Genomic DNA, 26,828 nt, shown 5'->3' with positions numbered 1-26,828 from the left:
GAGATGTAACCGGTCTGACCCGATGATAACACGGTGTGTTTCAGGTGCAACCTGCAGCAAACGCCACGGGCTCATTATGGTAAACTCCACTCACAAACTGTACGCCCCCGGTTGGATTCAGCCGTCATGGCGTGAACTGTTCCAGAAAATTGATGTTTTAAAAGGAAAAAATGCAGGACTTTCTGGCATTTATCAACCAAGTGCTGTGGGGAGCAATTTTACTCTACCTGGTTCCGGCCACCGGAATCTGGTTTACGTTGCGCTGTAGCTTTATTCAGTTTCGTTACTTTTTACCGGCTGTCAAAAGTCTGAAAATCACCTTTCGCACCAAAAATAAAAATATCACGCCTTTTCAGTCAATTTGCACCAGTATGGCGGCGCGTGTTGGCAGCGGAAATTTGGCTGGTGTGGTTATTGCGCTGGCCGGAGGTGGCCCCGGCGCACTCTTCTGGATGTGGTTTGCAGCCCTCACAGGTATGGCGACAACATTTGCGGAATGTACCCTGGCACAATTGTACAAAACACCTAATAAAAACGGTGGATTCCGCGGAGGCCCGGCCTGGTATATGGCTCATGGCCTGGGTATGCGCTGGATGGGCATTGCATTTTCATTATTCTTACTGGTTGCTTTCGGGCTGGTATTTAATACTGTTCAGGCCAACGCCATTGCTGTGGTGATGTCAGGTTCATTCTCTGTTACTCCGATAATCAGCGGCAGTGTGCTGGCCATTATTGCCTGTCTGGTTTTCACCCGTGGGTTACCTGGAATTGCCAGGATCCTACAATGGTTGGTGCCACTCATGGCCATACTGTGGATTAGTGTCAGCCTGTGCGTTATGTTTACCCATATTGAACAAGTCCCTGGCGTGATGCGGCGGGTTATCGAATATGCCTTTGGCTGGCAGCAAGTCACATCGGGCGCTCTGGGTTATACCCTGAGCCAGGCAATTGCAAGCGGTCTGCAACGAGCCATGTTCTCCAATGAATCTGGCATGGGCTCAACCCCAAATGCAGCCGCTGCTGCAGAAGCCATCCCTGCTCACCCGGCTTCTCAGGGTATTGTTCAAATGGCGGGAGTAATGTTTGACACATTTGGTATCTGTACCGCAACTGCCGCTATTGTTCTGCTCTCGGACAGCAATACCGATGTGATTGACCGGGCAAACAGTATCAATATGCTACAAAATGCGCTCAGCACACTTTCCGGAGCATGGGGAGCAGACTTTGTTGCTTTTATTACCGTGTTATTCGCATTCACTTCTGTGCTGGCGAACTACAGCTATGCAGAGAACAACCTGTCATTTTTACACCTGGATTCTCCCCGTATCGTGACATTGCTTCGGGTGATAGTCAGCCTGACATTACTGGCCGGAGCCCTTTCCAGTATCGACCTGGTGTGGTCGCTGGCAGATATTATTATGGCGTTCATGGCAATCACCAACCTGACAGCGATTTTGCTGCTTTCGCCCGTCGTGCGCGACGTCACCCTGGATTACCATCGGCAACGAAAACTGGGCCAGACACCAACGTTTGATCCCGACAGGTTCCCTGATATTAGCGGGCAGTTATTCCCAGGCGTTTGGAAGGTGAAAAAATAAAAACATCTCAACCAATCATAACCATTGATAAGCCGCCACTGAAAATTTGCTACAGTGGGCACAAAGAAAAAGCAATATGGAGCACGCAGTTATGCTGATTTTAATTTCCCCTGCAAAGACACTGGATTACCAAAGCCCACTGGCAACCACTCGCTTCACCCACCCCGAACTGCTGGATTACAGCCAGCAATTAATCACTGAAGCCCGTAAATTAAGTGAGGCACAAATCGCGTCATTAATGGGAATCAGCGATAAACTGGCGTCATTAAACGCGACGCGTTTTCACGACTGGCAGGCCAGTTTCACGCCGGAAAATGCCCGCCAGGCAATCCTTGCCTTCAAGGGCGATGTGTACACAGGTTTACAGGCGGAATCCTTTTCTGAAGCCGATTTCGATTTTGCTCAGTCGCATTTAAGAATGCTGTCAGGATTATATGGCGTACTACGCCCACTGGATCTGATGCAGCCTTACCGGCTGGAAATGGGCATTCGCCTGGCGAACCCTAAAGGCAAAGATCTCTACCAGTTTTGGGGAGATACCATTACAGATAAACTGAACCAGCACATCACTGAACAACAAGAGCAGGCTGTGGTGAACCTTGCGTCAGATGAATACTTCAAATCGGTAAAAATCACAAAACTGAAGGCGCCCATCATCAAACCGGTGTTCCTTGATGAAAAAAATGGCAAATACAAAGTCATCAGCTTCTATGCCAAAAAAGCCCGTGGCTTGATGAGCCGGTTTATCATTCAGCACCGCCTGACCACCCCCGATCAGCTCGCAGGGTTTAACGAGGAAGGCTATACCTTCGACAGCGCAACCTCGACGGACCAGGAGCTGGTCTTCCGCCGCCCGGAACAATAAAGCATCAGGCTGGCCCTCCGCCAGCCACACTACCTTGCTCTCATTCTTGTCATTATATTCCCCTGCTATTTTGCTTAAGTTCAAGATTTATACTTTATAATTCGCTTTTAATCATATTATCCACTATAAAAGCCATGCATTTTAAATGGCTATGAAGACCAACAACGGACTATCCCCAACAGATGCTGGGTGTAATACATGCCAAGACTCTGGCCAAACTCACATCTGGTGCAGCCAATAGCTGAGCAATCTGTTCCCAAGAGCTATTGCCGCAAAATACGAGGGATCCATGCACAACAGAGGAATATCATGCAAAGCACAACAAGGAACAAGGAAGGGCGTTTTTTATCAGGTTTTCTTAATGCTGTAGAAAAAGCCGGGAATAAATTACCCGAACCGGCACTGATCTTTTTTTATATGTTGCTGGGAGTGATGGTGCTGTCTCTCGTTCTCTCCTGGGTTGATTTCGGCATTATTAATCCAGTAACCAGTGAAGCCGTTAAGGTCAACAACCTGCTGGCGCCAGCAGCGCTGGTTAGCTCACTCACCAATATGATAACCACCTTCACAACGTTTGCTCCTCTGGGGATTGTGTTAGTTGCCATGCTGGGTGTGGGGGTTGCTGAACGCTCCGGTTTTATCAACACCGCGCTGAAAAAGATGCTGAATGTCACCCCGCGCCGGTTATTAACCCCCATGCTTATCTTTGTTGCCATGTTCAGCCATGTAGCTGCAGATGCCGGTTACGTATTGGTGATTCCACTGGGCGCGATTATTTTTATGTCTGCCGGGCGACATCCCCTGGTCGGTATTGCCGCAGCGTTTTCCGGTGTCTCGGGTGGTTTCGCCGCGAATATGGTACCAACCGGTAACGATGCATTGTTGCAGGGCTTCACTCAGGCAGCAGCACAACTACTGGACAACACTTACACCGTTAACACGCTGTGTAACCTGTTTTTCGGGATTGCATCATCAATTGTGATTACCCTTGCGGGGTGGTGGGTAACAGAACGTATCGTTGAACCTCGCGTATCCAAAATGCCAATAGATGGCGATTATGTTCATGATGAAGATATGTCGAGCTATTCTGCAAAAGAGAGCAAAGCATTTATTTTGGCAACGCTTGTCATGCTCCTTGGGTTGGGTTTGCTCGCCGCTGTCTCCTGGCCGGCTGACTCCATTATGCGTGGGGAAGATGGTTCACTGACGGGCTACAGCGCGCCAATCATGAAAGCGATTGTGCCGCTTATTTTCCTGGTATTTATCATCCCCGGCACTGTCTACGGCTATGCATCAGGCACATTCAGCAAAGGCAAAGATGTTATTGATGCCATGAATGACACCATGAGCAAAATGGGGTCTTACATGGTAATGGCTTTCTTTTGTGCCATGTTTATCAAAGCGTTTGGCGATTCCAATATTGGTACGCTGTTAGCGCTGGCAGGTGCCGATGCCCTGAAAGCGATGTCGCTACCCGGGGGCGTAACTATTATTGGCATGATTGTGCTGACTGCAGTTGTAAATATTCTGATTGGTTCGGCTTCAGCTAAGTGGGCACTGCTTTCGCCTATCATGGTACCAATGCTGATGGCTGTCGGAATCTCACCGGAATTAACTCAGGCTGCTTTCCGCATTGGGGATTCGACGACCAACATCATTACGCCGTTAATGGTCTTTTTTCCGTTAGTGGTAGTTTACTGCCAGCGCTATGTCAAAAGTGCTGGTGTCGGCACTCTGGTTTCCATGATGTTGCCTTATTCCATGGTTCTGTTCGTTGTCTGGAGCTTGTTCCTGCTCCTGTGGTGGGGACTGGGTATGCCACTGGGCCTGGCCGCACCTTATACGTATCCGGCTCCCTGATCAGGCAATCATGTCCTGGCTAAAGTTATAAAGTAAAAAAAAAGGCCACTTCACTGAAGTTGGCCTTTCATATATTTCAATGTGCTCAGGCGTGATTATTTGCCGCGCAGCATAAATGTGCGCAACTGTGCATAATCGGCTGGTAAGAAGTGAGACAGCAGTTCAAGATCAGCCCTTGCAGCCAGCTCTTCAGGCAATGGCAGCGTTTTATCCAGGATAACCTCAACACTTTCTTTAAATTTAGCCGGATGCGCTGTACCAAGGAACAGCCCGTATTCTCCGTTATGTAACTGGTCACGTAATGCCCGGTAGGCAATTGCCGCATGAGGTTCTGAAACATAACCGAGTTCGTCCAGAGTACGCATAGTGGCTTTCGTTGTGTCGTCATCAACAGTGGCATAACCCAACTCATTCAGGCGCCAAATCTTACGACGGAATAACTCTTCCACGCGCGGCCAGTTATTGGGCTGGCTGACATCCATGGCATTAGAGAGCGTAGCAACTGTCGCGTTAGGCGCCCATTCACCACCAGCCAAATAGCGCGGAACGGTATCATTCGCGTTCGTTGCTGCAATAAAACGTTTAATCGGTAAACCCAGTGATTTAGCCAGCAGGCCGGCAGTCAAATCGCCAAAATTACCGCTGGGCACAGACACTACCAGTTGGTTCCGGGCTTCTTGTGGCAGTTGCGCTACCGCTTCAAAATAGTAACAAATTTGCGCCAGTAACCGACTGATGTTAATCGAGTTAGCAGAATTCAACCCAAGCGCTACTTTCAGCTCTTCATCATCAAAAGCCTGTTTAACCAAAGCCTGGCACGCATCGAAATCGCCTTTAACAGCAACCGTTTCGATATTACCCCCGAGAGTGCAGAACAATTTTTCCTGCAACGGGCTGATTTTCCCTTCCGGGTAAAGAATCACCACGCGCACATTCGGCAGGCCGAAGAAAGCATGGGCAACAGCGGCACCGGTGTCACCGGAAGTTGCGGTCAGAATAGTGACCGGCTTGTCTCCACTAATATGTGCGAGGACCTGAGCCATAAAGCGGCCGCCAAAGTCTTTGAACGCCAGTGTGGGCCCATGGAACAACTCCAGGCAACCCACATCACTTTCTACTGGCTTGACTGGCGCCGGGAAAGTAAATGCAGCCTTAACCAGAGCCGCCAGTTGTGCCTCAGAAATTTCATCACCAATAAATGCTGACAGAATCTTGCTACTACGCGTGACGAAATCCATCTCCAGCATTTCATCAATGTCGGTGAGGCTGAATTCAGGAAGCTCATGAGGGAAAAACAGGCCCTGATTACGGCCAAGCCCCTGAGTTACGGCCTGTGAAAAGCTGACCTGCTCATTGTGATCTTTCAGATTATAGAGTTTCATTACTTATCCCATTACTCGTGCACCTGCCGTATCGAGACGGCAGATATGTACAAAGCCTTCCTGATTCTGGACGTAATTCTGGCTTAACCAGTCTGCGACCCGTTGGGCGGCACCAGTCTGGTTGCAGACGGCAAACATCGTCGGCCCAGAGCCAGAAATGCCACATGCCAGTGCTCCCAGTTCCGTCGCTGCCTGGCGCGCGGCTTCAAAGCCAGGCAATAACTGAGTTCGATAAGGTTCAGCAATTACATCCTTCATTAACGCTGCAGCAAGATCCGGCTGACCAGTATGACAGGCATGAATAAACCCCCCCAAATAGCGACCATGACGGATACAATCCTGGCGGCGATATTCAGCAGGAAGAATCGCCCGGGCCTGTGCTGTAGACACTTTAATTCCCGGGTAAGCCATCACCCATTGCCAGTCATCAAAACCTGGCACCGACTGGCTGATTATCCCTTGTTCTTCCAGCATAAGTTGCATTCCCCCCAGAAAACAGGGAGCAACGTTGTCGTAATGCACACTGCCGGAAATGCGCCCTTCCATTTCCCCCATCAGGCCAAGCAGTGCCGTGTCATCCAAAGGATTGCCACAAAACTCATTCATTGCCATCAACGCAGCAACCACCGAGCAGGCACTGGACCCAAGCCCGGACCCGATAGGCATATTTTTTTCCAGCGTCATCGCTACCGGAACCTGTTTGCCGATGGCCTGACAAAAACGTTCCCAGCACTGCCAGACAATATTATCCTCAGCCCGGGGTGGCAATTTGCTGACAAAACGCCCAACATTTTTCAGTGAAAAAGTGTTAGCAGGTTCCACTGAAACACAATCACCCAGCAATGCGCCATCCAGAGGAGACACTGCCGCGCCTAATACATCAAACCCTACACTCACATTGCCAATGGAGGCAGGTGCGTACACAGTAACCATTCTTAAACTCCCAACTTCCATGACAAAGTGCGCAGCAGGTCGGCAAATACCCCGGCAGCCGTCACATCATTTCCTGCACCATACCCACGTAACACCAACGGTAACGGGTGGTAGTAATGGCTGTAAAATGCAAGCGCGTTTTCGCCATTTTTTACTTTGAACAAAGGATCGTTGCCATCAACAGCGTCGATTTTCACCACACAACGCCCGTCTTCCTGAATCTGACCGACATAACGCAGAACCTTGCCTTCATCGCGCGCCTTAGCAATGCGGGCAGAAAAGAGATCATCCAGTTCAGGTAAACGTGCCATAAATTGAGTAACATCACCCGAAGAATCGAAGTCAGGCGGCAGCACCGGCTCAACAATAATGTCGTCAAGCTCAAGTTCGTGGCCATTTTCCCTTGCAAGGATCAATAACTTGCGCGCTACATCCATACCCGACAAGTCATCACGCGGGTCCGGCTCGGTATACCCCAGCTCCCGTGCAACGCGAGTTGCCTCTGACAGTGACACACCTTCATCCAGTTTGCCAAAGATAAAAGAAAGCGAACCAGACAAAATACCCGAGAAATGCTGCAATTCATCACCGGCGTCCAGTAAGTTCTGCAAGTTTTCAATAACCGGCAACCCTGCGCCTACGTTGGTATCATAAAGGAACTTACGGCGTGATTTTTCTGCGGCCTGTCGCAACTCATGGTAATAAGCCATGGATGAGGTATTCGCCTTTTTATTCGGCGTAACCACATGAAAACCTTCTCGCAGAAAATCAACATATTGGTCAGCGACTGACTGGTTTGATGTGCAGTCAACTATCACCGGATTCAGCAGGTGATATTCTTTTACCAGGCGAATAAGACGGCCCAGATTAAAGGGTTCTTTGGCCTCACCCAACATAGACTGCCAGTTTTCCAAATCCAGGCCATGCACGTTAGTCAGAAGCGCCCGGGAGTTCGCCACACCACAAACACGCAAATCAATGTGCTTGCGCTTGAGCCAGGGTTGCTGACGTTTAATCTGCTCGATCAACGCACTACCAACACCACCCACGCCAATCACAAAAACTTCAACAACCTGGTCCGTATTGAATAACATCTGATGGGTAACCCGAACCCCGGTCGTTGCATCATCATTATTGACCACAACCGAGATTGAGCGCTCCGAAGACCCCTGGGCAATGGCAACAATGTTGATATTCGCACGAGCCAGTGCAGCGAAGAATTTAGCAGAGATACCGCGCAGGGTGCGCATACCGTCACCGACGACCGAGATAATGGCCAGCCGCTCAGTTATCATAAACGGTTCCAGCAGCCCTTCTTTCAGTTCAAGGTAAAACTCATCTTCAAGCGCTTTGCTCGCCCGCGAACATTCAGACTGCGGTACACAAAAGCTGATGCTGTACTCAGAAGATGACTGGGTTATCAATACCACAGAAATACCATTACGCGACATGGCAGCAAACACTCGGGCGGCCATTCCCACCATGCCTTTCATGCCCGGCCCCGACACACTGAACATCGCCATATTATTCAGATTACTGATACCTTTTACCGGCAGGTTATCATCATCTTTATTGGCTCCAATTAAGGTTCCTGGTGCATCAGGGTTTCCGGTGTTTTTAATCAGGCAGGGAATTTGAAACTGGGCGATGGGGGTGATGGTGCGGGGATGAAGGACTTTAGCGCCGAAGTAAGAAAGCTCCATGGCCTCCTGATACGACATCGATTTCAATAACCTCGCATCGGGTACCTGCCGCGGGTCACAAGTGTAGACGCCGTCGACATCGGTCCAGATTTCGCAACAATCCGCCCTCAGGCAGGCTGCCAGTACAGCGGCAGAATAGTCAGAGCCATTGCGGCCCAACACCACCAGTTCATTTTTTTCATTACCGGCAGTAAAACCGGCCATCAGGATCATATTGCCTGCAGGAATCCGACTGGCTGCGATACGGCGAGTCGATTCAGGGATATCTACGGTAGATTCCAGGTAGTGACCATTGGCAAGCAGTTTTTCGACGGGATCAATTACCGATACTTGATGACCGCGAGCAGTAAGTAGTGCCGCCATAATCGCAATGGATAATTTTTCCCCACGCGAGATAAACGCAGCGTTAATGCTGTCAGGGCATTGCCCCAGCAAGCTGATACCATGCAGAACATGCTTAATCTGGGCAAATTCATGCTCAACAACATTTTTCATTTCAACCAGAGGGAAACCGGGCTGAAGCTGAGCCAGTCCGTTAAGCAAATCCGCAAAGATTTGCCCGGCGTCGCTGATATTCGGCATGGCGTCCTGGCCGCTAATGGTTTTTTCTATCATCGCGACCAAATGGTTTGTAATTTTCGCCGGCGCAGAAAGCACGGTGGCGACCTGTTCCTGTTGCGCCTTGCTTTCCAGAATCTCAGCTACGCACAGAAAACGTTGTGCGTTTGCTACTGAAGTACCGCCGAATTTCAACACTCGCATGGTTGTTACCCCTTGAACATAAGCCGAAAAAAAAGCCCGCACTGTTCAGGTGCGGGCTTTTTCTGTATTTCCTGTATGCGTCAGCCCGCACCGTTACCTGTTGTAATGGTGGTAATAATAATGGTTGTCACCAGGCTGAAATGCATCATAGATGTCGTGTGCTCGAATTCTTAATATGAATTGCCTATATTGGTTAAAGTATTATGCGGGTTAAGTCAATATTTTTTTATTTTTACCACTTTCTGTGACATTACCGACAGATCCCGCTTTTTATCTTTTCACCTTGATAAAACACTGTTAACTACCCGATTACCCATTCATTCATTGGGTATTCATGAATTCACCAACAGGTTACTCTGGTAGTTTTTTTTCAATATCATGAGCCAGTTGGTGCAACATTGCGATATCCCGTTGCGCTAATCCGCCAAGCCGTTGTTGCAGCCAGTCGCTGAGCTTATGGTCATCGGCTACATCCAGTTTATCTAACAAACCAGCCAGGCGGTGACGCAATGCGGTTAACTGTCCTGGATCGGTTTTAGGGCAAGTTTCCGGGACCGTATTAATTAGAGATGCTAATTGGTAGCAATACACCATCACTGCCTGTCCCAGGTTCAGCGACGGGTAATCAGCAACCATAGGCACACCAGAAAGAATATCTGCCAGGGCCAGTTCTTCATTTGTCAGCCCGCTGTCTTCCCGGCCAAATACCACTGCGGCAGAACGCAGCCACTGCTGTTTTTCTTCCAGCACCGGCACCAGTTGCTGGGGAGTGGCATAGTAGTGGTAGCGTGCCCGGTTCCGGGCTGTTGTCGCAATAGTCAAATCAATATCAGCAACAGCCGTAGCAAGATCAGGGAAAACCTCAATATTATCAATAATATCACCCGAACCATGCGCTACCCATCTTGTTGCAGGTTCAAGGTGAGCCTTGCTATCAACGATACGCAGTGTAGTAAACCCCATGGTTTTCATCGCCCGGGCAGCTGCACCAATATTCTCGGGACGGGCGGGGGATACCAGAATAATAACGAATTGCATACGCTTCTCTTTTCGTGTTTTTCGAATGATTTAACATTGCCAGCCAAACATATTACGCAGAAAAAATTTACTTTATTGCAACATTTTTCAGAGTATTAGTGAGATAATCAGATTAAAAATTCTAACCAGAAAAGCTATGACAGGGCTCCCTTACCAATAAGAAAAATCTGCATATCCTTATGTTTAATATAAAAAAATTACATAAAAATAAGACTTGTCAATTTCATTTCTATTGTTTATTAATTATAATGCCTGATTATACCGGTGTTTACGTAAATGTTGCTCAGTTTAGTCACACTGTCTGGTGATATCATCAGAGTGTTAACGTGCTACAATTGAACTTGATATATGTCAACGAAGCGTAGTTTTATTGGGTGTTGCTGTCGTATGACTCTGTTATGTCGCTGTTAAAATAGCTACCATAGTGGCCGTTTTCGACACAGCAGGGTCGCAAGGGAAAAGTACCCATGACCAGGCTAATGATGTTGTTGACGTTGATGGATTATGCATCAAGAACACAATTATGTACTTTAGTCATGTTACGCCGGCATGTTAATTTTTCACATGCACTTTCAGGCAGGCCCGGGACTTTTGTACTCCTGTTTCGATTTAGTTGGCAATTTTAGGTAGCAAACATGCAGACCCCGCACATTCTTATCGTCGAAGACGAATTGGTTACACGTAACACATTAAAAAGTATTTTCGAAGCAGAAGGTTACGATGTTTTCGAAGCGACAGATGGCGCTGAAATGCATCAGATTCTGTCCGAGAATGACGTCAACCTGGTTATCATGGACATCAACCTGCCTGGCAAGAATGGCCTGCTGCTCGCCCGTGAATTGCGTGAACAGGCAAATGTCGCACTGATGTTCCTGACAGGGCGTGACAACGAAGTCGATAAAATCCTCGGGTTGGAAATTGGCGCGGATGATTACATCACCAAACCTTTTAACCCTCGTGAACTGACTATTCGTGCACGTAACCTGCTGTCCCGCACCATGAATCTGGGAACCACAACGGAAGAACGCCGTGCAGTGGAAACCTACAAGTTTAATGGCTGGGAGTTGGATATCAACAGCCGTTCTTTGATTAGCCCCAACGGTGAGCAGTATAAACTGCCGCGCAGTGAATTCCGTGCCATGCTGCATTTTTGTGAGAATCCGGGAAAAATCCAGACTCGCGCAGAGCTGCTGAAGAAAATGACTGGCCGAGAACTGAAACCGCATGACCGTACAGTTGACGTGACGATTCGCCGGATTCGCAAGCATTTCGAATCCACGCCAGATACTCCAGAAATTATTGCGACCATTCATGGTGAAGGTTACCGCTTCTGTGGCGATCTTCAGGAGTAATTTCCCCTACACCTGGTGAAATTAAAAAAGGGCTTAATGCCCTTTTTTGTTGCCTGCTTATTGCTTATTTCCACGGCATAATGGGTACCGCACTTATCGCGTTTTTTGGCGAGCCATCCACTAACTTATCCGAATATGCCAGGTAAGCCAGCGTGTTGCGCTTTTTATCGTAAAACCGAACTACCTGTAACTTCTTGAACACCAGCGATGTCCGTTTTTTAAAGACAATCTCACCTTCCTTTTTGCCTTTACTGATTGCATCACTCAGCTCAATGGGCCCGGTTTGCTGGCAGGAAATTGCCGCATCCGAGGTATCTTCAGCCAGCCCCAACCCGCCTTTTATCCCTCCGGTTTTCGCCCGACTAAGGTAGCAAGTCACATTTTTTACATCCGGGTCATCAAATGCTTCCACAACGATTTTGTGATCCGGGCCGATCAGTTTGAATACTGTATCAACAGAGCCTATTTCTTCCGCATGAGCAACACTCAGGGCGCTCAGGACGGTGGTGAAAAAAAGAATAGAATATTTCATATTGTTACCAATTCCGAAATTACCGATATGTGATTATTTAATATTCGAGAATTTCTTCTTGAAGATCATGATTTTGTAAGGAAAACCCTAAGTTTCTCCAAAGGTAAAGCCATTGTGCACAAAGAAAACTGCACGCCAGAAGAAAATAAAAAGTGCTATTATTCCGCGTCGTTATACCCCGAGCTTATCAGGATGAGGATAATATATGGATCAGGTTGGGATCATTAGTGATTTGCTTAACTGGCTTGAAAGCCATCTGGACCAACCTTTGTCGCTCGACAATGTGGCGGCTAAAGCAGGGTACTCCAAGTGGCATTTGCAACGAATGTTCAAAGATGTGACCGGCCAGGCAATTGGTGCCTATATCCGTGCCCGTCGCCTATCCAAATCAGCGGTAGCACTCAAACTGACTGCCAGGCCAATACTGGATATTGCCTTACAATACCGGTTTGATTCCCAGCAAACTTTTACCCGGGCATTTAAAAAACAATTCGCACTGACACCAGCACTCTATCGCCGCTCACCTGAATGGAACGCCTCGGGCATACGCCCGCCAATCCGCCTGGATAATACCCCACTTCCAGAAGCCACCTTTATTACCCTGCCAGATACTGAACTGGTTGGGGTGACACAGAGCTATAGTTGTACTCTTGAACAAATCACCCAGTATCGCCACGAAATGCGTATTCAGTTCTGGCGGGCATTTCTTGCCAATACAACCAATATTCCACCTGTGCTTTATGGCCTTGCAGAACCACGCCCCAGTACAGAGAAAGACGATGAGCAGGAAGTCTTTTACACCACGGCATTACCGCCTGAAATCGCCAAAAGTTATGTGCAGAATGCCCATCCGGTAGTACTGGCTGGCGGCGATTACGTAAAATTTGTTTATGAAGGTGAGCCCGACGAACTGCAATCATTTATCCTGACTGTGTATGGCACCTGTATGCCAACACTGGGCCTGATTCGCCGTGAAGGGCAGGATATTGAGCGGCTGCAACCAGAGTTCGACAATGGTTCTGACCAGCCGCCTTCACGCATCCGTTGTGACTACCTGATTCCGGTACGCCGCTAACAGACACTCAGCGCTGCAATTCATCCATTGCCGGGGCATCAAGGTGCGAAACATCCCCGGCGGTTTCAACCACCCATCCGGGAGCCAGCCATGCGCTCTGCTGGTAATCCACCCGGGAGAGAGAGCAGTTACGCAACCTCAGACGCCGTTCTGCATAAGGCGGTAGCCCGAGGATAGTGCTCACCAGACACCCCAGCGCCATGCCATGGCTTACCAGCAGCGGGCGGCTTTGTGGCGGTAACTCAAGGCAGGCACTCAAAGCAGCATGCATACGCTGGCTCAGTTCCGTCATTGATTCCCCCTGAGGGATTCGCCCGTCTGGAGTACCATCAACTAAACGCCGCCGCCAGGACTCCTCTTCTTCAGTGAGGCTGTCGATATCGCGTTTTTCCAGCACCCCCATATCCAGCTCGCGCAAGCGGTCATCCACAACATAATCACACCCGATGGCTTGCGCAATAATGCGTGCCGTTTGCTGCGTTCTCCCCAAATCACTGGAGATAATATGCGTAATACCCAGATTCCTGACACGTTGAGCAACCTGCTGTGCCTGCTGGATACCTTTCCCGGTCAGCCCACTGTCAGACTGACCCTGAATGCGTCGTTCCACATTCCACTGCGTTTCGCCATGGCGAACAAGATAGACCTGTAACATGTACTTTATCCGTTATACTACTCTGATGTTTTCATTAGGCGTTTACTAAATTATGTACCAGGTTGTCACAGCCACCAAAAATCCAGCCAAAATTAACGCAATTTTACAAGCATTTGAAATTATCTATGGCGAAGGATCTTGCCACATTATTGCCGCAGACGTCGAGAGCGGCGTCCCGGAACAACCCATGGGTAGTGCCGAAACGCTGACTGGCGCACGCCAGCGTGTTATTAATGCCCGCAGGGTTTATCCTCAGGCAGACTTCTGGGTCGCTATCGAAGCAGGCATAGATGAGGGTAGCACGTTCAGCTGGGTGGTCATTGAAAATTCAGATAAGCGCGGAGAAGCTCGCTCTGCATCGCTGCCTTTGCCGGAGCCAGTTCTGGCAGCCGTTGCCCAGGGCGAAACGCTGGGTGATGTTATTAGTGCGACCACGGGTATTGAGCAACTCGGGCGGAAAGAAGGCGCTATCGGGATTTTTACGAAAGGAGCACTGACCAGAAGTAGTGTATACAGCCAGGCCGTTGTGCTGGCACTCAGCCCTTTCCACCACACGGCCTATTAAGAGGATTAATCTCCGTCGAGCAATTTCTCTTCAAGCCACTGGCGCAATGCGAGAGGGGCGGTTTTCAGGCTATTCGAACCTCTTGTGATTGTGGCAATACCTGCGCCCAGCTCACTTTTCAATTCACGCTGGCTCATTTTTCCGCGAAGCAGCTCTTCAATAATACGCACACGGGTACCTAACGCCGTGCGCTCATCAGGTGTGAGGAGCAAAGTCAGAAGTGGAAGGTGAAGTTCTTCACCAAAAGAAGCCTGCAATAACTCCACAAAACGGAGCCATTCCTGATTGGCGTGTTCTTCCTGCGGAGAAGAGAACGACGTCTGCTGAGTCATGTTATGCCACCATACTATTTAACTAGTACAGCAGCATAACACACTCCTGAAAAAATCAGTAATGCTGCTGCCACTCCTGTTGCGTCAGTAACGGCGAGTTATCACCATCGAAATAGCGGTAATAAGCATCATAAGCGAGTACATTCTTCACATAACGTCGGGTTTCTGAGAAAGGGATACTCTCAATAAACGCAACGGCGTCAATTCGACCGGAACTGTTACCCTGCCAACTTCGCACCCGGCCAGGACCGGCATTATATGCCGCGGAGGCAAATATCCGGTTATCACCAAACTGCTGATACACATACTGCAGATATTGCGTACCAATTTTAATGTTGGTGTCCGGGTCGAGTAACTGGCTACTGCTGCTGTACCCCGGAATATTGAACATTTTCACAGTATGTGTTGCCGTTGCTGGCATTAACTGCATCAAACCAGTGGCACCAACAGGCGAGCGCACTTTTGGGTTCCAGGCGCTTTCCTGGCGGGCAATAGCCATGGCATAAGTGCTGGAGATATCTTTACCGCTGACATAATGGTCAAACGTTGCCTTCCATGCAGGAGGGAAACGCTCCGTCAGGTTATCCCATAATTTACCAGCAATCGTCGCCTGCACACTTAAATCCCACCAACCTTGCTTCAGGGCATAATGCGCTAAAGCGGCCTGTTCTTCGGGCGGACGGCTGGCAATATAGCCAGCCCATTCACTACGCGCCGTATTATCAAGGTTCCAGTACATCAGTTCACGAATCCGTGCCAGCACTGGCCCGTTAACCAATGTGCCACTGGCTTCGGGAGCATCATTAACCGTTAACTGGTAAGGCACCCCCAGGCGCTGTGCCGCAACCATTGGGTAAAACCCCCGGGATTTCATCAAATCCTGCAAAATAGCCCGGCCTTCCGTTTCACGGCCACGTTCAAGCAAGAGTACGGCCTGCCAGTAACGCCACTCATCTTCCTGTTTAGCATCCATCGAGAGGCGTGATAACCAGGTATTCAACCCGGCTCTGTCACCCTCACCTAACGCCATACGAATACGCCGCTCAATTAATGAATCTGAGCCTGAACGCATAATGACGTCATCTCGCCAGCGCGCCTGTTCATCGGTAATGTCATTGCCAAACAAGCGCCAGGCCACGATATCTTTCAGACTTTGCGCCTGATTATCGTCCAGCCCGGCTGCCTGAACTAATGCCGGGATCATGGCCCGGGCATTTTCCACATCCTGGCGAGCCACGCTGGCAAATGCCAGCTCAACCATGTGGCGGGTAAAGTCAGAAGGTTTGACTGTGCGTGCGAATGAGAGGACCGTTTGCGGGTCATCCGCAAGGCTAATTACCGAAGAAGACAACGTCAGGTCATTATCCGGTAGCTGTCCTGCCAGCGCATTTACCAGCGCGGTATTACCTGCTTTCATCGCCAGCACAATACGAGATAAATAATCATCGACAGTCTGTTGACCGGAAGCACGCCAGGCAGTGAACAAATTCTCACAGGTTAATGGCAGAGTACGGCCTGTTTGCCACAATTTATGCGCCCCCACCCATGCGGCACTGGTCTGCCCGGTCTGCCATTTGGCATTGTAATAATTACACTTTGCTTCAGTTGTTGAGGGTTCTGTTGGGCTGAACGCCAGCAAACCTTTCCAGTCACTTCGACGTGCCAGTTCATTAATAAAGCGCGTGGTCAGTGCCCTGCTGATGGGCATTGTGGGGTACTGTTGGATGAACTGTGTAACAGCGACTGCAGTTTCATTCTGTAAGTCTGATGTCAATGCCCGATATTCAAGATAAGGATACAGGGGATAATCCTTCAGGCCCGGCATCATTTGCTGAACAACATCCATCTGCCGTTGATCCCAGGCCTGTTTTATTGCGCTGTAACGCTGACGCTGTGCATCCAGTGAATCTGCCCAAACCACATGGCTGACAGTAAGCAGGCAGAGGCTTGCAGCCGCGAAGCGCCAGATACCCTGTTTTGCTTTCCCCACAACAACTCCTTAATCTTCTTGTACGTCAGGATGCCCGAAACACCCTTCAGGAAATATCATGCTAACCAGGCAAAAAGTAATCTGCCATGCCACAAACACTTTTTTACGTAATTCTTTTTCTCAAGCGGATATCCTCCTTCCGTGCTGATGGCTGGGATTAAGGCAAGAAAAAGGCTAAACTTCGCCAGTGTTACTCAATACCCTAAATCACGATTAAAGAGGCGAAGTCGCAACGTGGCTCAATTCGTATATACCATGCATCGTGTCGGCAAAGTGGTTCCGCCGAAACGGCACATTCTTAAGAATATTTCTCTGAGCTTCTTCCCCGGCGCCAAAATCGGTGTGCTGGGTCTTAATGGTGCCGGTAAATCAACACTGCTGCGCATCATGGCTGGCATTGATACCGACATTGAAGGTGAAGCCCGCCCTCAGCCTGGCATCAAAATCGGTTACCTGCCGCAAGAACCTCAGCTCAACCATGAACACACTGTTCGCGAATCTATTGAAGAAGCCGTCGCGGATGTCGTCGGTGCGCTTAAGCGCCTTGATGAAGTCTATGCTTTGTATGCAGACCCGGATGCAGACTTCGACAAACTGGCTGCCGAGCAAGGTAAGTTAGAAGAGATAATCCAGGCGCATGATGGCCACAACCTGAATAACCAGTTGGAACGGGCAGCAGATGCGCTCCGGTTACCAGACTGGGACGCGAAAATCGCGAATTTATCCGGGGGTGAACGCCGTCGTGTGGCTCTGTGCCGCCTGCTGCTGGAAAAACCTGACATGTTGTTGCTGGACGAACCAACCAACCACCTGGATGCTGAATCAGTGGCCTGGCTGGAACGTTTCCTGCACGACTTCGAAGGCACCGTGGTGGCGATTACCCATGACCGTTACTTCCTGGATAATGTTGCAGGCTGGATCCTTGAACTTGACCGTGGTGAAGGTATTCCCTGGGAAGGGAACTACTCTTCCTGGCTGGAGCAGAAAGATCAACGTCTGGCACAAGAAGCCTCTGCTGAAGCCGCACGTCGTAAATCCATCGAGAAAGAACTGGAATGGGTTCGCCAGGGCGCCCGTGGCCGTCAGTCTAAAGGTAAAGCACGTCTGGCCCGTTTTGAAGAACTCAACAACGTGGAATACCAGAAACGTAATGAAACCAGCGAACTGTTTATTCCACCAGGCCCTCGTCTGGGCGACAAAGTGCTGGAAGTGGAAAACCTCACCAAGTCTTACGGTGATCGTGTCCTGATTGACAATCTCTCTTTCTCTATTCCGAAAGGCGCTATTGTTGGGATTATCGGCCCTAACGGCGCGGGTAAATCTACCCTGTTCCGTATGATAACCGGCCAGGAACAACCCAACAGCGGGAATATCACACTGGGTGATACCGTAAAAATTGCAGCAGTAGAGCAGTTCCGTGATGCCATGGACAACAAGAAGACTGTCTGGGAAGAAGTCTCCGGTGGCCTGGATATTATGAAGATTGGTAACTTTGAAATCCCCAGCCGTGCTTATGTGGGGCGCTTTAACTTCAAAGGCACTGATCAGGGTAAACGAGTGGGTGAACTGTCTGGTGGTGAACGTGGGCGCCTGCACCTGGCAAAACTGTTACAGGTCGGCGGCAACATGTTGCTGCTCGACGAACCGACCAACGACCTGGATGTAGAAACCCTGCGGGCACTGGAAAACGCCCTGCTGGAGTTCCCGGGTTGTGCCATGGTTATTTCCCATGACCGTTGGTTCCTGGACCGTATTGCGACGCATATTCTGGACTACCAGGATGAAGGCAAAGTTGAATTCTTCGAAGGTAACTTTACCGAGTACGAAGAATACAAAAAACGCACGCTGGGTGCTGAAGCTCTCGAGCCAAAACGCATCAAATATAAGCGTATTACTAAATAGTTTACTGCTTATTACTTCTCAGCCACCTTATACAGGTGGCTGTTTTCTTTATTCTTCCGTTTTATTTTCGTTGCGAGCAAGTTCAGAGTATGCTTGCCATCAAGCCACAGACTCAGAAACAAAGGTGTATTTTATTGCCCGGAACTCTCTTCACCCATCAACTGACGCACCAGGCTGACACATCGCAAAAAGCGTGTATCGTAATCCGTATCATCAACGTGGGCATAAACAATGCCATTGTCCTGCAGCATAGAAACTAACTGTGCCTGAAAAGCCTTACGTTCACGTTCACTACCATTCCCGGAACGGCGAAAATCCCCGGCCACCCATGGCATGTTGTTTTCCAGCAAAATCACCAGGTCAAACCGATATTCATCAATCATCGCCTGCACAAAAGGATGTTCCCGCCCTTCATTCGCCTTGCAGAAGGCCTGAATAGTGACGAAGTCAGTATCAATGAACACCACCTTATTGGCATATTTAACTGCGAAATCAATATATTGAGAATGACCAATGGCAATCTTATCATAGTCAGTATATTGCAATGCCCTGCCGTCTCCCCCCAAATGAGAAAAGACATACTCGCGGCCAAATTCCCAGGCGCTGGTGGTATTGAAGATATTTGCCAGTTTGTTCACCATGGTGGATTTCCCGCTGGACTCGCCGCCCAAAATAGCCACAGTGCGTACAAAAAAGGGTTTTACTTCAGTAGGAATGTAATCCCATAAACGGAAAGGGTTTTCACGAATTTGCCCGCCACTGATGTTCATAAACGTGCGATCCGGATCGACCAGCACCGTGTTGATCCCTAAGTGTTCCAGGTACTGCGGTGCGTCTGAGGCTTCTGAAGTATAAATCTGGTCCGGGAAAATACCTTCACTGTCCATAAATGCTTTAATGCCCGCACTCCAGACATCCCAGCCCCAGGGATAAGGCTCCATGCCCTCTTCATTAAATGCATGAATATGGATATTTTTCTGGTACTTGAAAGTTTGCAGCAACCAGCGCAAACGGTCACTGATAGTGGGCTGTTGTGACATCGCACTGGCTTCAAACAACTCGCGATCCCGCGTCTCGTCATAACCCATAATGATGTGCAGCTCATCAACCTGGCTGCAGGCGCGCTGAATTAAATAGATATGGCCAGTGTGCAAAGGGTAAAACTTGCCAAATACCACCCCAACGCGCTTCTCTACCCGGGGGAATTCCAGGCTAAGGAACCGGTGCAAAGCCTCCAGTTTTTGGGCGCTGGGGCTTTTAATTTTGGCGTTTAATAATTGGCTCAAATAGCCCTTCGTCATGCCACTGGCATCAGCGACTTGCTGGAGTGTGCAGCCCTTCTGGCGAATAGCGTGTTTTAAATATTCAAACGATGACAAGCGTTGCCTCCTGCAATCTCCGGGGAATACCTGCCTTTGTGCAATATACGCAGGAACAAGTAAGAATAACCAGGTTCGGTTTCAGCCCACCACCTGTTGAATCGCGGGGCTAAAACCTGGTGGCTACCAAAAGAAGCAACCACCCATGTTGTTATGTGACAAACAAATCATCAAATACAGCCAGCGCATCCGCCAGTTTTTTTACACCAAAGATTTCCATTCCCGCAGGTGGGCGTTTTGGCACATTGGCGTGGGGAACAATCGCCCGGCGAAAACCATGTTTAGACGCTTCAGTGATACGCTCCTGTCCACTTGGCACTGGGCGAATCTCCCCGGAAAGGCCAACCTCGCCAAACACCACCAGGTCTTGCGGCAACGGGCGATCTCTCAGGCTGGAAACAATCGCCAGCAAGAGTGCCAAATCAACACTGGTTTCTGCAACTTTTACGCCGCCAACCACATTAACAAATACATCCTGGTCTGCCATTTGTAACCCACCGTGGCGGTGCAGCACAGCCAGCAAAATCGCCAGGCGGTTTTGTTCAAGCCCGACAGCAACCCGCCGCGGGTTTGACATCATAGACTGATCCACCAGCGCCTGGATTTCTACCAGTAGTGGACGGGTACCTTCCCAAACCACCATCACAGAACTGCCTGACGTCAGCTCATCACCCCGGCTGAGGAAAATTGCTGACGGGTTGCTCACTTCGCGCATCCCCTGCTCAGTCATGGCAAAAACACCCAGCTCATTTACAGCACCAAAGCGATTTTTATGGCTGCGCAATGTACGAAAACGCGAGTCTGCATCGCCATCCAGCAACACAGAACAGTCAATACAGTGCTCCAGCACTTTTGGACCGGCCAGCGAGCCATCTTTCGTTACATGCCCCACCATAATCACTGCCACCCCACGCGTTTTCGCATAGCGCGTCAGATAAGCGGCCGTTTCCCGTACCTGTGCCACACTGCCCGGCGATGACTGAATATCCGCCATATGCATCACCTGAATGGAGTCAATAACCATCAGTTTTGGCTGTTCCTGGTCAGCCACCAGGCAAATCTGTTCAATACTGGTTTCTGACAGCATATTCAGATTCGTACCCGGTAAACCCAGGCGATGGGCTCGCATAGCAACCTGCTGGAGCGACTCTTCCCCGGTGACATACAGCGTTTTCATTTGTTCAGCAAGTTTACACAGGGTTTGCAGCAGCAGGGTGGATTTCCCCGCACCAGGATTACCACCAATTAAAATGGCGCTTCCCGGCACCACACCGCCCCCCAGGACCCGGTCAAACTCTTTAAAGCCCGTAGAAAAACGGGGTAGTTCCTCCAGGCTGATTTCCGACAGCTTTTGCACTTTGCTGACACCAGCATTGCCCGCATAGCCTGACAACTTTTCGTTGCGGGCAACCTGAGGGGATGCCGCTATTCGCACCTCGGTAATGGTATTCCAGGCATGGCATGCGCTGCACTGCCCCTGCCAGCGCGGGTAATCCGCACCACACTCATTACAGACAAACGCTCTTTTCGGTGCTTTTGCCACCAGATTACCTCACTCTTGTTACTGCCGGGTTATTCCTGTTTAAGGCTGCCAGAAAGAATACAGAATACCCCGAGAAGATCCGCGTGGCGGATAGTGACTTCTGTTTTTTCATTCACTTTTGGCTTCGCATGGTAGGCAATTCCCAGCCCGGCCGCTTTAATCATTAATAAATCATTGGCGCCATCGCCAATTGCCACCGTTTGTGAAGGGTCGATTTTCCAGGTATCAGCAAGTTGCTTCAGGGTATCGGCTTTATAACGCGCATCCACAATCGGACCAACCACTTCTCCGGTGAGTTTACCCTTAGCAATCCCCATTTGGTTTGCCACCGCAGCACATAAATTCAGTTGATTTTTCAGATGATCAGCAAAAAAGGTAAAGCCACCAGAAGCAATGGCCACCTGCCAGCCAAAGGCGTGCAGTTTCGCCACCATAGCGGTCAGCCCGGGCATCAGTGGCAGGGTATCCAGCACTTGCTGAAGGATACCGGCATCAGCACCTTTCAGGGTGCCTACACGCTCGCGCAAGCTGGCGGCAAAATCCAGCTCGCCACGCATAGCACGCTCTGTCACTGCTGCGACTTGTTCGCCAGTACCAGCCAGTTTGGCAATTTCATCAATACACTCAATCTGGATGGCTGTTGAGTCCATATCCATAACCAGCAACCCGGGCACACGCAGGTTAGGCAATTTCCCCAGGGGCGCAACATCCAGACCTGCATCATGTGCCAGTTTGGTCGCTCTGTGAGTCAGCGAACCCGCCAGGCGAACAACCTGGTACTCTTCAACATCCCAGGCGGAGACAATCACCATAGCGGCGCCCAGCTTACGCTGATATTTAGTCAGGCTATTTTTATCCAGACCGCGCCCGTACAGGAGCCAGCCAGTCCGGCCAGCGCGGTAATCCAGCGGCATCACTTCATCGCCACTGAGCGAAAGCGGCAGTCCGGGCCACAAGGAAACATCGTTGGGCAAATCGCACCATGTCAGGCTATTTGACATTACAGCTCCTGTAAAAATCGAATTCATGCCGGAATAAAACAACGCATGAGGCTACCCTGTGATGCCTGCTTCTGGCAACATGCAGACAGCAATTTTTCAATAGGTGAGCTATGGCACTGGCTAAACTGAAATTCCGTGTGCATCGTACATTAATTATCTTAATTTGCCTGGCTTTGCTGGTTGCATTAATGCAAGGCGCGTCGTGGTTCAGTCAGAGCCACCAAAAAACCCGTAATTTGCAGTTTGAAGAGCTGGCTAACACCCTGGCGATACAGGTCAGTTACCGCCTGGTTCCCCTGCTCAAAGGGGATACCCCGGATGAAAAGCATATTGCAGTCATTCTGCGCAATTTAACTCAGCAAGGGCGTATTCTCGATGCGGGTGTCTACGATTCGCAAGGAAATTTAATCGTTAAGGCTGGCGAAAATGTCAATGTGCGAGACAGGCTGGCTTTAGATGGAAAAAAGGCAGGTAGCTATTTCAACCAACAAATCGTCCAGCCCGTTGAAGACAAAAACACGCTACTGGGTTATTTGCGTTTAACGCTCGACACCCATTCCCTGCCAACCGACGCACGCCAGGTGGATAACACGACCAATATTTTGCGCCTGATGATGCTGTTATGTGTCGCCATTGGCATTATTCTCGCCCGTGTCTTATTGCAGGGTAAACGTACACGCTGGCAGCAGTCGCCGTTCCTGCTTACTGCCAGTAAGTCGGTCAAAGAAGAAGATAACGCTCCCCCCGAAAGTCAAGACAAGCCCTGATCCGTTGCCACGATGCAACTAGCCGTTATTTATCAGGAAAAGGAGCGTAAAAAACGGAGGGGAATGTGTTGTGCCAGGCTCGCTGGCACAACAAAAAAACAGCGCGTTATCAGGCTTTATCACCCAACAATACCGATTCCAGGGCAATCTTTATCATGTCATTAAAGGTAGTCTGGCGTTCTTCTGCGGTAGTTTGCTCGTGAGTACGGATATGGTCCGACACCGTGCAAATCGCCAGCGCTTTCGCGCCAAACTCAGCCGCCACACCATAAATACCCGCCGCCTCCATTTCCACGCCCAGGATGCCATATTGCTCCATCACATCAAACATGGAAGGGTCCGGAGAGTAGAACAGGTCGGCGGAAAACAAATTACCAACACGGGCATCCACACCCAATGCTTTTGCGGCATCAACCGCATTACGCACCATGTCAAAATCTGCCAGCGCGGCAAAATCATGGTCTTTAAAACGAATGCGGTTTACTTTGGAATCCGTACTGGCCCCCATACCAATGACAACATCTCGCAAATGGACGTCCTGGCGTACAGCACCACATGAGCCGACACGGATAATTTTCTTCACACCAAACTCAGTTATCAGCTCTTTGGTGTAAATAGAGCAGGATGGGATCCCCATACCGTGGCCCATTACGGAGATTTTGCGGCCTTTATAAGTGCCAGTAAAACCTAACATACCACGAACATTATTGACTTCCCGAACATCTTCCAGGAAGGTTTCAGCAATGTGTTTGGCACGCAGCGGGTCCCCCGGCATCAAAACGACGTCAGCGAAATCACCCATTTCTGCATTAATATGTGGCGTTGCCATTGTTATATTCCTTAATCAGTAATCAGCGTCAAGACGGTCACTTGTCAAAACCAGGCACAGAGCGCAGCAGGCTGCTGCTGGCACAGCATTCTGACATGGGCGGTTCATTCCCCGCCCACAGCTACCGTCACTCACAACATATTTTTGCCATAGTCCATGGCAGAGGTACCAAAATAGTGGGCCAGTGTCTGCCCGATATCGGCAAAGGTATCGCGATGCCCCAAAGACCCGGGCTGCACATGTGGGCCGGCAATTAATACCGGAATGTGCTCGCGAGTATGATCAGTGCCAGCCCAGGTTGGATCGCAACCATGGTCGGCTGTCAGGATCAGCAGATCATCCCCTTCAAGCAAAGCCAGTAACTCAGGCAGGCGGCGGTCGAACAGTTCCAGACCGGCAGCATACCCGGCCACATCACGGCGGTGCCCCCAGGAAGAGTCAAAATCGACAAAGTTGGTAAACACAATCGTGTTATCCCCTGCCGCTTTCATTTCTGCCAGCGTCGCGTCAAATAACGCATCCAGCCCGGTTGCTTTCACCTTTTTAGTGATACCCACATTGGCATAGATATCCGCAATTTTACCCACAGACACCACCTGGCCTTGCTTTTCGTCCACCAACTTTTTCAGCACGGTTGGTGACGGTGGCTCAACAGCCAGGTCATGGCGGTTTCCGGTACGTTCAAAGGCTCCGGCTTTTTCACCCACAAAAGGACGCGCAATAACACGGCCAATGTTATAGCCCCCGTTGGTCAGCACCTCACGCGCGATTTCGCACAAGTCGTACAGGCGTTGCAGACCGAAGGTTTCTTCATGGCAGGCAATCTGGAAAACGGAGTCAGCGGAGGTATAGAAAATCGGTTTCCCGGTTTTCATATGCTCTTCCCCCAGTTTGTCGAGAATGACGGTACCCGAAGAGTGGCAGTTACCCAGGTAACCAGGCAGGTCAGCACGTTGTACCAGCTCATCCAGCAACTCCTGGGGGAAGCTGTTTTCTACGTCGCTGAAATACCCCCAGTCAAACAACACAGGCACACCGGCTATTTCCCAGTGCCCGGAAGGCGTGTCTTTGCCAGAAGAGAGTTCGTGTGCCCAGCCATATGCACCAGTAATTACTGCATTACCGTCCATACCAGCCGGGAGGCTCCCGGTGGAACCTTCGTGGGCTTTTGCAAGGCCCAGTTGAGTCAGATTAGGTAAATGAAGCGGGCCATGACGGCCTTTGTCTGCCTCGCCGTTAGCACAGGCCTGAGCAATATGGCCCAGTGTATCTGAGCCTGCATCACCGAATTTATCGGCATCTTCAGTTGCGCCAATGCCGAACGAGTCCAGCACCATAATGAATGCACGTTTCATAATTTCTCCTGCATCGTTGCCAGCAAGTGGCAACCGATGGCGCTAAAAGAAAGTGATCAGATCAGTATGCCAGTTATTGGGTGATAGTGCTATATACCACCGGAGTGTCAGCCACAGGAGTGCTACCGATGGTGATGGCAGTTTTCACCATTTGTGCCGCAGCCAGCCATTGTTCTTCACCGCGTGCATGGACAATTGCCAGAGGGCGCTGCTCATCAATTTTCTCGCCCAGACGCACAACATCAGACAACCCGACGCTGTAATCAATCTCATCGCTGGCCTGATGGCGCCCTCCCCCCAAAGTCACCACAGCCATGCCGAGCATACGGGTATCCATCGCACTCACATAGCCACTGGTGTCGGCAAACACGGCTTTACTGAGCATGGCTTCAGGCAGGTAACGGTCATAATGCTCAACGAAATCGGCAGGCCCGCGCTGTGCGGCAACCATGCGGCCAAAACACTCTGCGGCTTTACCGTTATCCAGCACGTCATTCAGCATCTTCCGGGCGGCTGTTTCATTGGGAGCCAGTTTGCCAGACAACAGCATCTCAACGCATAACGCCATAGTGACAGCCTCCAGGCGCGGATTACGCTGCTCTCCCGTGAGGAAGCGCACGGCTTCCCGCACTTCCAGCGCATTCCCCGCCGATGAAGCCAGCACCTGGTTCATGTCTGTGAGCAAAGCGGTGGTGCGCACACCTGCGCCATTCGCAACAGAGACAATTGCCCGGGCCAGTGCTTCAGACTGTTCATAAGTTGGCATAAATGCGCCGCTACCTACTTTGATATCCATCACCAGCGCATCCAGCCCTTCAGCCAGCTTTTTCGCCAGAATAGAGGCAGTTATCAACGGGATAGAATCTACCGTTGCGGTGATATCCCGGGTGGCATAAAAGCGGCGGTCAGCCGGAGCCAGGGAATTAGTTTGCCCAATAATGGCCACGCCAACAGAAGAAATGATGTTGCGAAAATGCGTATCGTCCGGGTAAATATCAAAGCCGGGAATGGATTCCAGTTTATCCAGAGTGCCGCCAGTGTGGCCCAGCCCTCGCCCGGAAATCATCGGCACATACCCACCACAGGCTGCTACCATGGGGCCTAACATCAGAGAAGTCACATCGCCCACACCACCCGTGGAGTGCTTATCCACAACCGGACCATGCAAATTGAGCGCTGACCAGTCCAACACCGTGCCTGAATCCCGCATTGCCATTGTCAGCGAGACACGTTCAGACATCGTCATATCATGGAAAAAAATTGTCATCGCCAGGGCTGCGATTTGCCCTTCTGAAACGGTGTTATCGCGGATCCCGTTGACAAAAAAACGGATCTCTTCGTCACTGAGCGGGTGTCCATCACGTTTTTTACGGATAATTTCCTGGGCAAGAAACACTGTCGCCTCCTGAA

At 50.0% G+C, this 26,828-nt stretch carries 23 protein-coding genes, 1 pseudogene and 1 other annotated feature; of the genes and pseudogenes, 8 read left to right on the top strand and 16 right to left on the bottom strand.

The window, feature by feature from the left end; translation table 11 throughout:
- Window positions 1-170 precede the first annotated feature (170 nt).
- The 3 genes from A9B99_RS14705 to A9B99_RS14695 all read left to right on the top strand — a co-directional run bounded on the left by A9B99_RS14705 (window position 171) and on the right by A9B99_RS14695 (window position 4,323).
- The gene (locus tag A9B99_RS14705; RefSeq protein WP_064598700.1) at window positions 171-1,598 is read left to right on the top strand and encodes an alanine/glycine:cation symporter family protein; all 1,428 of its coding nucleotides are present in this window, start codon (window positions 171-173) and stop codon (window positions 1,596-1,598) included.
- 91 nt (window positions 1,599-1,689) lie between these two features.
- Window positions 1,690-2,463, top strand: a complete 774-nt coding sequence (gene yaaA / locus A9B99_RS14700; RefSeq protein WP_064599008.1) for a peroxide stress protein YaaA — start codon at window positions 1,690-1,692, stop codon at window positions 2,461-2,463.
- Between the two features lie 309 nt (window positions 2,464-2,772).
- A complete protein-coding gene (locus A9B99_RS14695; protein WP_064598698.1) occupies window positions 2,773-4,323 on the top strand; it encodes an AbgT family transporter in 1,551 nt (516 codons plus the stop codon).
- A 95-nt stretch (window positions 4,324-4,418) separates the two neighbouring features.
- Here the strand turns inward: A9B99_RS14695 and thrC are convergent, their stop codons facing one another.
- The 6 genes and pseudogenes from thrC to yjjY all read right to left on the bottom strand — a co-directional run bounded on the left by thrC (window position 4,419) and on the right by yjjY (window position 10,679).
- Window positions 4,419-5,705 carry a threonine synthase gene (thrC, locus tag A9B99_RS14690; protein WP_064598696.1) on the bottom strand — a complete coding sequence of 429 codons (1,287 nt, stop codon included), beginning with the start codon at window positions 5,703-5,705 and terminating at the stop codon, window positions 4,419-4,421.
- Window positions 5,706-5,708: 3 nt separating this feature from the next.
- Window positions 5,709-6,638: a homoserine kinase gene (gene thrB / locus A9B99_RS14685; protein WP_064598695.1), complete on the bottom strand. Its 930-nt coding sequence runs from the start codon at window positions 6,636-6,638 to the stop codon at window positions 5,709-5,711.
- A 2-nt stretch (window positions 6,639-6,640) separates the two neighbouring features.
- Entirely contained in the window at window positions 6,641-9,103 is a 2,463-nt protein-coding gene (gene thrA / locus A9B99_RS14680; protein WP_064598693.1) for a bifunctional aspartate kinase/homoserine dehydrogenase I, read from the bottom strand.
- Window positions 9,104-9,128: 25 nt separating this feature from the next.
- Window positions 9,129-9,245 (bottom strand) — a sequence feature (Thr leader region).
- Window positions 9,184-9,249, bottom strand: coding sequence for a thr operon leader peptide (thrL, locus tag A9B99_RS24520; protein ID WP_414855556.1), 66 nt, complete (start codon window positions 9,247-9,249; stop codon window positions 9,184-9,186). Its footprint overlaps the feature before it by 62 nt.
- A 205-nt stretch (window positions 9,250-9,454) precedes the next feature.
- Window positions 9,455-10,141 carry a tRNA/rRNA methyltransferase gene (locus tag A9B99_RS14675; RefSeq protein ID WP_064598691.1) on the bottom strand — a complete coding sequence of 229 codons (687 nt, stop codon included), beginning with the start codon at window positions 10,139-10,141 and terminating at the stop codon, window positions 9,455-9,457.
- A 396-nt stretch (window positions 10,142-10,537) separates the two neighbouring features.
- Window positions 10,538-10,679, bottom strand: a pseudogene (yjjY, locus tag A9B99_RS23895) (YjjY family protein).
- Between the two features lie 97 nt (window positions 10,680-10,776).
- Here yjjY and arcA point away from each other — a divergent pair.
- On the top strand, window positions 10,777-11,493 hold the full coding sequence (gene arcA, locus A9B99_RS14670) for a two-component system response regulator ArcA (protein ID WP_064598689.1): 717 nt from the start codon (window positions 10,777-10,779) through the stop codon (window positions 11,491-11,493).
- Between the two features lie 64 nt (window positions 11,494-11,557).
- Here arcA and creA read toward each other — a convergent pair whose 3' ends face one another.
- Window positions 11,558-12,025: a protein CreA gene (creA, locus tag A9B99_RS14665; RefSeq protein WP_064598687.1), complete on the bottom strand. Its 468-nt coding sequence runs from the start codon at window positions 12,023-12,025 to the stop codon at window positions 11,558-11,560.
- A 205-nt stretch (window positions 12,026-12,230) separates the two neighbouring features.
- Here creA and robA point away from each other — a divergent pair, with 205 nt between their 5' ends.
- A complete protein-coding gene (gene robA, locus A9B99_RS14660) occupies window positions 12,231-13,100 on the top strand; it encodes an MDR efflux pump AcrAB transcriptional activator RobA (protein ID WP_064598686.1) in 870 nt (289 codons plus the stop codon).
- Window positions 13,101-13,107: 7 nt separating this feature from the next.
- On the opposite strand, the gene gpmB is transcribed toward robA, so the two are convergent.
- Window positions 13,108-13,755, bottom strand: coding sequence for a 2,3-diphosphoglycerate-dependent phosphoglycerate mutase GpmB (gene gpmB / locus A9B99_RS14655; protein WP_064598684.1), 648 nt, complete (start codon window positions 13,753-13,755; stop codon window positions 13,108-13,110).
- 52 nt (window positions 13,756-13,807) lie between these two features.
- On the opposite strand from gpmB, the gene yjjX reads away from it, so the two are divergent.
- Window positions 13,808-14,320 (top strand): inosine/xanthosine triphosphatase, encoded by a 513-nt coding sequence (gene yjjX, locus A9B99_RS14650; protein WP_064598682.1) that lies wholly within the window; start codon window positions 13,808-13,810, stop codon window positions 14,318-14,320.
- A gap of 5 nt (window positions 14,321-14,325) precedes the next feature.
- Here the strand turns inward: yjjX and trpR are convergent, their stop codons facing one another.
- Together trpR and sltY are read right to left on the bottom strand one after the other, a co-directional pair.
- On the bottom strand, window positions 14,326-14,652 hold the full coding sequence (gene trpR / locus A9B99_RS14645) for a trp operon repressor (RefSeq protein WP_064598680.1): 327 nt from the start codon (window positions 14,650-14,652) through the stop codon (window positions 14,326-14,328).
- Window positions 14,653-14,707: 55 nt separating this feature from the next.
- Window positions 14,708-16,642, bottom strand: a complete 1,935-nt coding sequence (gene sltY / locus A9B99_RS14640) for a murein transglycosylase (protein ID WP_064598678.1) — start codon at window positions 16,640-16,642, stop codon at window positions 14,708-14,710.
- Window positions 16,643-16,876: 234 nt separating this feature from the next.
- Here sltY and ettA point away from each other — a divergent pair, with 234 nt between their 5' ends.
- Complete coding sequence (gene ettA, locus A9B99_RS14635; RefSeq protein ID WP_064598676.1) at window positions 16,877-18,544, top strand: energy-dependent translational throttle protein EttA; 1,668 nt, start codon at window positions 16,877-16,879, stop codon at window positions 18,542-18,544.
- Window positions 18,545-18,675: 131 nt separating this feature from the next.
- On the opposite strand, the gene nadR is transcribed toward ettA, so the two are convergent.
- The 3 genes from nadR to serB form a co-directional block, all read right to left on the bottom strand.
- Complete coding sequence (gene nadR, locus A9B99_RS14630; RefSeq protein WP_064598674.1) at window positions 18,676-19,923, bottom strand: multifunctional transcriptional regulator/nicotinamide-nucleotide adenylyltransferase/ribosylnicotinamide kinase NadR; 1,248 nt, start codon at window positions 19,921-19,923, stop codon at window positions 18,676-18,678.
- A gap of 151 nt (window positions 19,924-20,074) precedes the next feature.
- Window positions 20,075-21,466: a DNA repair protein RadA gene (gene radA, locus A9B99_RS14625; RefSeq protein ID WP_064598672.1), complete on the bottom strand. Its 1,392-nt coding sequence runs from the start codon at window positions 21,464-21,466 to the stop codon at window positions 20,075-20,077.
- Between the two features lie 29 nt (window positions 21,467-21,495).
- Complete coding sequence (serB, locus tag A9B99_RS14620; RefSeq protein ID WP_064598670.1) at window positions 21,496-22,467, bottom strand: phosphoserine phosphatase; 972 nt, start codon at window positions 22,465-22,467, stop codon at window positions 21,496-21,498.
- Between the two features lie 110 nt (window positions 22,468-22,577).
- On the opposite strand from serB, the gene A9B99_RS14615 reads away from it, so the two are divergent.
- On the top strand, window positions 22,578-23,234 hold the full coding sequence (locus A9B99_RS14615; protein WP_064598669.1) for a YtjB family periplasmic protein: 657 nt from the start codon (window positions 22,578-22,580) through the stop codon (window positions 23,232-23,234).
- Between the two features lie 109 nt (window positions 23,235-23,343).
- Here A9B99_RS14615 and deoD read toward each other — a convergent pair whose 3' ends face one another.
- The 3 genes from deoD to deoA all read right to left on the bottom strand — a co-directional run bounded on the left by deoD (window position 23,344) and on the right by deoA (window position 26,814).
- Window positions 23,344-24,063, bottom strand: a complete 720-nt coding sequence (deoD, locus tag A9B99_RS14610; protein WP_036106415.1) for a purine-nucleoside phosphorylase — start codon at window positions 24,061-24,063, stop codon at window positions 23,344-23,346.
- A gap of 131 nt (window positions 24,064-24,194) precedes the next feature.
- Entirely contained in the window at window positions 24,195-25,418 is a 1,224-nt protein-coding gene (deoB, locus tag A9B99_RS14605) for a phosphopentomutase (RefSeq protein ID WP_064598668.1), read from the bottom strand.
- Window positions 25,419-25,491: 73 nt separating this feature from the next.
- Window positions 25,492-26,814: a thymidine phosphorylase gene (gene deoA / locus A9B99_RS14600; RefSeq protein WP_064598666.1), complete on the bottom strand. Its 1,323-nt coding sequence runs from the start codon at window positions 26,812-26,814 to the stop codon at window positions 25,492-25,494.
- Window positions 26,815-26,828 lie beyond the last annotated feature (14 nt).

It is taken from the genome of Mangrovibacter phragmitis (assembly GCF_001655675.1).
GTDB lineage: Bacteria > Pseudomonadota > Gammaproteobacteria > Enterobacterales > Enterobacteriaceae > Mangrovibacter > Mangrovibacter phragmitis.
The sequence above is the reverse complement of the archived record's forward strand: the minus strand, read 5'-3'. Positions and strand labels throughout refer to the sequence as shown.